General features: G+C 60.8%; 4 protein-coding genes and 2 pseudogenes. 2 read left to right on the forward strand and 4 right to left on the reverse strand.

The window, feature by feature from the left end; translation table 11 throughout:
- The 3 genes and pseudogenes from AC5Y5O_RS31510 to lpqS all read right to left on the reverse strand — a co-directional run.
- A pseudogene (locus tag AC5Y5O_RS31510) lies at nucleotides 1-233 on the reverse strand (hypothetical protein); the annotation flags it as partial.
- Nucleotides 234-365: 132 nt separating this feature from the next.
- Entirely contained in the window at nucleotides 366-812 is a 447-nt protein-coding gene (locus AC5Y5O_RS31515; RefSeq protein ID WP_500028705.1) for a hypothetical protein, read from the reverse strand.
- A gap of 300 nt (nucleotides 813-1,112) precedes the next feature.
- Nucleotides 1,113-1,799 (reverse strand): putative copper homeostasis (lipo)protein LpqS, encoded by a 687-nt coding sequence (lpqS, locus tag AC5Y5O_RS31520; protein ID WP_491562437.1) that lies wholly within the window; start codon nucleotides 1,797-1,799, stop codon nucleotides 1,113-1,115.
- Nucleotides 1,800-3,095: 1,296 nt separating this feature from the next.
- Between lpqS and AC5Y5O_RS31525 the strand changes: the two genes are divergently transcribed.
- Entirely contained in the window at nucleotides 3,096-3,299 is a 204-nt protein-coding gene (locus tag AC5Y5O_RS31525; protein ID WP_139043420.1) for a hypothetical protein, read from the forward strand.
- 1,431 nt (nucleotides 3,300-4,730) lie between these two features.
- On the opposite strand, the pseudogene AC5Y5O_RS31530 reads toward AC5Y5O_RS31525, so the two are convergent.
- A pseudogene (locus AC5Y5O_RS31530) lies at nucleotides 4,731-5,636 on the reverse strand (DUF1275 family protein).
- Between the two features lie 1,166 nt (nucleotides 5,637-6,802).
- Between AC5Y5O_RS31530 and AC5Y5O_RS31535 the strand changes: the two are divergent.
- The coding region (locus tag AC5Y5O_RS31535; protein ID WP_500028706.1) for a neutral zinc metallopeptidase at nucleotides 6,803-7,611 on the forward strand (809 nt) is incomplete at its 3' end.

Raw genomic sequence — 7,611 nt, forward strand, 5'->3', positions numbered from 1 at the left:
TTGTAGTAGGCCCACAGCGCCAGCGGGCCGGAATAGACGGCGGTGATCGGCCAAACGGCTTCCATCGCACGCTCCGGCTGGCGGTAACCACGCACATAAATGTCGACGATCATCATCGCGGCCACAACGAACCCCGTCCACGTGATAATCCAGCCGGCGATGGTGAGCCACGTCGGCGCTGTACCCATGGCCATATTCATATTCATATTCATGACGTCACCGCGTCCCTTCACCAACGGTGCTGGCGCCGATCGGATATCTGCGCGGCATCGCGCCGGTCGTTGTGCGCTGGGGGTGAATAGCTTCTCCCGAGCGCAAGCTCACATTGAGCAGCATTTTCTTTATCCTCCTTTGATGGGTAGTTGTTAATCGTTGCGCGCAGGGGGTTCAGGCCACGCCGTACCCTGAAGGAGTCCGCAAGCCGAGCTGACGCTTCGGTAAGAGCAGCCCCGCGACAATGTGACGCCGACGCCGCCGTGGCTATAGTCGTGCGCGATTGGCGCCCCTGGCTCGCGCACACCGGTGCTACGGAAAGGCCGCAGCTCCAACCGTATTGGGTCAACTGTCTCTAGCCGAGCTTTCTGCAGGATCGGCGTGAAGTCGATGCAGCGCTTGAGGATCTCCCGTGTCGGCGGGTAGTTGTTGAGGGTGAGGTCGGTTTCGCATTCGCCGGGTTCGACCAATCCGTCGAGCAGAAGGTGGTCGTCGGCGCGTGGCGCGATGAAGACCACGTTACGGTGCTCGGTGCTCGTGTCGATTGCCAGCGCAGGGTCTACGGTCACACGAGGCATCGCGGTGCCATCGTCGAGCACCCACGGTCGGAGACCACGGTGACATTCCAGCGGTGAGGCGCCAGGACTAACGCGGCAGCGCATCCAGTTACCCCGGTGCCGATCACTGGGGCCCTTGGGGGTTCGGTTCGATATGTGCTGTCATGACCACACCGCCTGTCGCTTGTTAACGATCTGGGCTGCGAGGCAGCGAGTGCGTTGGAGGTTCCTCATGAAGTTCTCTTTTCTGCATCAAAATGCCGCGACGTTGTGCGGCGACGGATCTGAACATCGCCCACTGGCCGCGGTAACCGAGCACCACGGCCAGTGGGCGCAGATCGATCAGCGACGAGAGATGCAGAGGCGGGTCAGGATAGCTTGACCCGATTGATGGACGACAACATCAACGGGGCGGGGAGGGCCTCGCGTTGTCGACCGGACCGGCCCGGCCAGCGAAGCAACCATGGCCACAACCGTGACGATGAGGTCAAGCGCAACCAAATCGGGTATTCGGCATGCCAGCATTAGATGAGTACCGACCTTGAGTCCCACCGAACAGCAATCGACACCCGCGCTCGGCCTGTGCGGCGATTCAGCAACCATCGTTTTGCCAGCAGCGGTCAACACGGACCCGCCGTGAAGCGCGGGGTGTCCCGAATGGGGCAGGTGGCAACCAGCAGTAATACCGAGCAACCAAACACCGACCGCCGCGCTGGTTACGTATCGCAACCAGCGTTTTGGATGACGTTCCCGGGGGCGCATAGCTACCTTCACGCTAGCATTTCCGGGGGGGTATATGCCAGAGATCGCCGGCATAACAGCTGTCAGTCGGTCTGAAAAGACCGGACTTTCCAGGAAAAAGCGGCGACCGATGCCGCGCCGGGCGACGTTTGCCCAATCGATGAGGTACCTACTACCTGTAACGGGTATCAATGGCTGTACGTCATCGGCGGAGGCAACCGAGCGGCAGATCAGATCGCCTAGGGTGTCTTCATCGTCTGCCTCTTTTTTCGTTGGCCGTGCGTGCATCGCGTCGCTGATCGATGTGGCATGTCAGCGCGGTTGTCGCGTTCGGGGTGCGCGAAACTGCGGCCAGCGACACCCGGGGGCAAGTGCTGGTCGACGCGGACCCCCTCGGGCTAGCGCAAACCTCACCAGGGCGTCATCATTGTTAGCTTCACGCTAGCCGTCGCGAATCAATTCGATCGTCAGTTCCAGCGCGGGCCAGGTATGAGCCCTGGACTCCCCGATGGCTCCACTCGATGGCGGCGGCGTACGCCATTTGGTAGACACGGGACCAGCGGAGGTCAGTCTGTGCGCAGGGATGACGTTGCACACCAGACGTTTCAGTCGCTTGTTGTGTTACGCGAACTTGCTCCATTCGCGTTATCTCTTCATCCGAGACCGAAGGCCCGCCAGGATCAGCCACGCGGTAGATCTGGACCATTGACGAGATCCCAACGATGAGAACTGTTATGCCCACGATGGTATGCAGGAGAATCCGGGGCTTTTGGGATCCCTGTTCCGTGATGCGCAACATGACGAGGCCGATCACGATTGCCAGCAGGGCGGCCGAGAAGTGATCATTGTGCTGCCACGGGCGGCGAGTTGGTGCAAGAGAGGGCTGGGGTTGGCCGTCAAGTGGTAGAGCCAGAGCCCGGCGTTTGCGGTGATTAGCGCCAATATCATTGTGGCGCTTGCCAGTATTAGCGTGAGCCACAACGATTGGCTCGTCTAGCGGCCGGCCACAATCCGCACACGATCTCCAGCAGTGCGGTCAACGGCACGAGCGCCGCGACCAGGGAGGCCCTGTTCCCGGATGGCAATCGTCTCGCCCGGTAGCTAACTGCTTGGCAGAGTTGCGATTAGGTGTGACGCGAGACTTCCGCGGCTGGCAGAAGCTTCCTTGCGCGCACGCCCGCCGGTGATTGGACGGCGAACTCTCGCACTTACGATGGGTGGCGCGGTGGCCCGCAGGAAGGTCATCCACAACACGGTTGATTGCGTTGCGCGACGTGACCATTCCCGCGTAAGGGCGTCCTGCCGGCGTTGGCATGTGCGGATACACAGCGCGTCCGATATCGAAGCGCAGACCGATGACAGTGCCTGAAGCGAGTGGAACGAACATCGCGAGTACTGCGGCCCGTTTCAACCTAGCCATCTTGACTGGCGGTATTCCCGCAGCAGCGTAATGCGTTGCGGCGTTTGTCTTCGTCGGTCTCGCCGGACGCAAAGCCCTCCGAGAGTCCGTCTTGAGGCTGCATCGACTGGTCGTGGGGCGGACCGATTAGCCCCGGGTCGGCGATGGCAAGAACGGTCTGGGTCGTGGCCGCCGTCGAAAAACAACACGATGATGATGCACATCAAACAATCAAGCCGACGATCCACATCGAGCCGTTGCCGCACGTGCTGTTGTCATACATCGTGGTCGACGTGGAGTTTCGGGACCTTGCTCTCAATGGTGAACGGGGCCCGTACTACTTCGGGTTAGGCTTTTCGGACGGAGCGGCAGCCCGCTGGGTGTTTTAGGGCCGTTGGTCCCTACCCCGGCAGGGTATATGTGTGGCAGCGTCTAACGCATGACGCAAACTCCAGAAGCTAGGGAATCGATAAACGTGACTGGCCAGCCGAATTATGATGCGCGATCTGATCGGCCTAGTCGGCTGGGTCAGGCCGCTGCGTGGGTGGGCATCATTGCCGGTGTCGTGTTCATAGTGGCGGTGATCTTATTCTCGGGGTTCTTCTTGGGCTTATCCTCAGGCGGCCCGTACAGCTGGCATCGGGGTTCCAACGTCGGCCGTGACGTTAGCTGTCCGATGATGGGATCTGGAGGCATGATGGGACCTGGCGGCGGCATGATGGGACCCGGTGGAATGGGTCCGGGCGGACCGACGGGTCCTCAGCAAACCCCGAGCACGACGGCACCTACCATGCCGCGGCCCTAACGCTGAGCAAGAATAAACGGGCTCGGAGCAGAAGCCACCCGGATGCGGGGTCGCGCCACTGCCTCACAAACACTCGCTAGTTCCTTGACATCTCACCGCTGGCACGTGGCGGATGGCACGGTTCAAAACTGGGACTGGGATATTCGTTTGCGCCGCCGGGCACTCCGCACAGTTGGGCAATGGTGGCGGGTCAGCGTCGACGTATTAAGGAGTGGATCGCGTGTTGTGTCCCTGCGGTCGGGTCGCTATTGGTGTCGATGTCGTTGTGTCGCTTGATAAAAACGCCGCCACCGACTCCAGCCGCTACTGCCACGGTGGCGACACCGCCTACCAGTGCGGTCCGGGTTTTGATTCGAGAGCGTACCGATCGCTCCAATCCGCATGGGCGACTTTCTGCCCCCACGTCCTACCACCTACTCTTACAGGGTAATTCATTCAGGGGCTCTACGCTCGGTGGTGTGGTGACTAGAGGCGCGGGTGCACGAGTGGTGCTCGTCACGGTGGCCTTGCGACCAGGACCTGATCAAATGGGCGTGGAGCGACGAGCCGCTATTTCCTGACGGCAGCGCACTAAGCGTGAACGTGTCACTGATCCTGCCGGACTGCGATACCTACCGCGTCGACGTTCAACATTGCTGATTGTGTCGGGTCGTGTTCACCCGCCGCGACCATTGGCGCGGTGGCTCCGTTCACCGCAGCTGTGCTTACCGACCCCAGCAGCGCCGCGGCGATGTCTGCGCAGCGACGGCAACGCCCGCACGAGTTGTGCAGATTGCCTAGTGTCTAGTGCCGCGGCGAATGTGACGCCCGCAGCGCGGGCGCACCGCAACGCCAGCCCGACGTCATCGTTCATCGTCTGGGATGAGCTGACTTATCACCTCATGATTTTCGCCGGGTGAGAGCATTGCCTCGGTGCCACCGAGAGGCCGGTGACTCTCAGCTCCAATGCGAGCATCAGTCTTGCCACGTCGTCGAGGCAGGTCGAATTCGCGGAGGCGTCCACCAAGGGGACCCGTCAACGGGATCTCTTTCGAAGTGCTCCTGCCAATGATCGGCTAGACCAGCGTTGGCTGCGTGACTGCTTCACAAAGACCCGACGGTTGCCATGGAAATGCGTGTAACCGGCGGTTAGCGAACAAATGATGGTGGCGACCGCCAGCATCTGGGACCCATTGGCAACCAGGCTAATACCTCCGCCGACCGAAGCGCCAACGATGAAACTTAGGTACAGCAGAAAGTATCCCAGCCACGCAGACGCGGAGCCGCCGTTGATGTGACGCTCGATACCCTGGCCCATCTTGACCAGCGTGCCGACCGCGTAGCTCAACGACCTCGCCGTCCTTCACAAAAGAAGTGTTGAGAGCACCAACTCCGAACGCAACAAAAAGATCGGCGTAAGTGAGAGCTCGCCTGTCGCCGACCATCCGTGTGTGGCAACGCAGACCACAGTGGCAGCGGCCAGTGACAAGGCGGTGAGTACCGTCGGGCCATGGGCGTGCTCCACCCAAAAGTGGCGCCGGCATAACGATGCAACAACCACGCCAACGACGAACGCCGCCAACAGCAATGACGCTGTCAGAGCCAGCCAGGGCTGATGGCGGAAGTACCCCAACGCCGCACGTTCGGTGTTGCCGGTCATGAACGTCACAAAGTATCCGGCGGAATGGGTAAATGCCGCGGCCCCAATCAACCCGGCCAACGCGGCCAGGACCCATGACAATCGCGTTTCGCTATCGAACATTTCGCGCATACGGCTAATTCTACAAAGCAGTCGGCTCCTGGCGGTGCGGGCGAGTAGCCCGCGGCTGGTTGCAACGCCATGTTGGCGCCAGCCACCGGCCCGTCGCGAGTGTCGGCGGACAGGGGCGTCCCCAGCTGTGGCGCGGTTGGATGTCGGCCACGAGCAAACCGCGAGCGACATCCTTATAGGCGAGTGCACATCTATGAAATTTGCTGCGCTAAAAGCTGTTTCGTGCTCGAAATCGTGTTGTTGTCTGCACTGAAGGTGACATCCGCTTGCGCAGCGGTCCGCGAACTTGGCCGCGGATCGGCGGAAGAGATTGAGCTGGAACGCATCTCACGTAGCTGAACATCGAAGTGCAGCAGTGTTCTGCGCTCACACTCGTTGCAGTGGGCATCGATTGACCAACGGCCGCGCCACCGTCCATCCGACAGTGTGGGCAGGGCGACTGTGCCCCTGCAATCCCATGGGTGCCCGGAGGCCTCGCAGGTCAGCTGGTGTGACCTTCACTGGCTTTAACGCCAGCCGCGCTTATTTATTACCCCGGTAGGGTATAAAGTCGTGTCCGCGGGGGACAGTCATGGTGGTGAGCGCCGATTGCCAGCGGCAAGTCCGGTCCCCATTTCGACACGCCGGCCGTGGACCTGGTACGCCTCAATTGTCACAGCGGTGTGTCAGTCATTGGATTGTTCCTCTGGTGTTCAACGTGATTAATGTGCCTGCGTGATCGCCATCGGAGGCGTCTCGTCTTGGCCGATACGCGTCGGCGAAACTCGGAAATCACCGTCATCGCGACGTCGGCCACCATCGCGCCGAGCAGCGGCCAAAACTCACCGTACAGGGGCGAACCGCCCAGACTCTGGCGCGGCGCCTGCCCATCGCGTGGGTTCTGTCGGGCTACATCCGGAGAGGACTTAGGTCCCTACCCCCGCAGGGTATAAGAGGTTAAGTTTGACGGTGATGAGGGCGACAGCCCTTGCATAGAAGGGAGAACATGATGAAGTCCCACAGCAAAACCGCGATCACACTGGCCGGCGGAGCAACCATTCTGGCCTTGGCGGTTGGATTCGGCGCAGGTGAATTGTCGAACAACACCACCACACCGATCGCAGACCCTGCCTCCAGCGTGACGCCGGCGCCCCCAGCGGATCCTTCTGCGCCGGCTACCAATAGCATTGTCCCCGATCCAAGTAACGGCGGGTGTATTCCGGGGTTGAATTGCGGCCCTATTAACCCGCCAAGGCCCACTCCCGCGAAACCGCAGCCGTGACCCAGGGATTCGTGTACACAACGTACCGATAATGTTCAGTCCGCTGCGCGGTCAGGTGATGGACGCTCACCCAGCCATGGGCTACGCGCGCCATGATTGTCCGGTTGGGGTGAAGGTGGCATTCGCCTGCGCTAGCACGGTATTGCTGGTAGCAGGATGCTCGACGGTCGTCGACGGGCGTGGGTTGTCGATGTTTGACAATCCATTCAGGGTGGGGGGACTGCTCGCGATTAACGGTCCGAGCGGGATTCGTTCCAACGCACCCGGTCCCACCGGCACGGTGGTCAACACCGACAACGGGAATATCGATAAGTTGTCGTTGCTATCGGTCAACGAGCTCGAGGAGTACTGGCAGGCAACTTACGGCGAATCACTGAGCGGCACTTTCGTCCGGGTTGGCACGCTAGTCTCCTACGACTCCACTGATCCGACGAGTCCGATGGTGTGCCGCAACAAGACCTACCAAGTCCTCAACGCCTTTTTCACCTCAGGGTGCAACTTGATCGCCTGGGATCGGAGGGGGTTCATGGCGGTTGTGCGGCAGTACTTTGGCGACATGTCTGTCACTGCTGTGTTAGCGCACGAGTACGGGCACGCCCTGCAGCAGATGGCGAAACTGGTGACGAGGAAAGACCCCACCCTCGTGCGTGAGCAGCAAGCCGATTGTTTCGCAGGTGTCTATCTGTTTTGGGTAGCTCAAGGTAAGTCGCCACGCTTCACGCTAAGTGCCGCTGACGGGCTCGACCACGTGCTGGCCGGGATCATCACCACGCGTGACCCCGTGATGGACTCCGATGCCGAAATGGATGACGAACATGGGTCGGCGTTGGATCGGATCAGTGCCTTTCAGATAGGTTTTCTCGGCGGCCCCTCGGCGTGCGCGGG

Source organism: Mycobacterium sp. NGS40 (assembly GCF_059812735.1).

Excerpts from the sequence above, each read along its gene's own strand:
- lpqS (WP_491562437.1), bottom strand. The coding sequence starts at position 1,799 with ATGCACGCACGGCCAACGAAAAAAGAGGCAGACGATGAAGACACCCTA.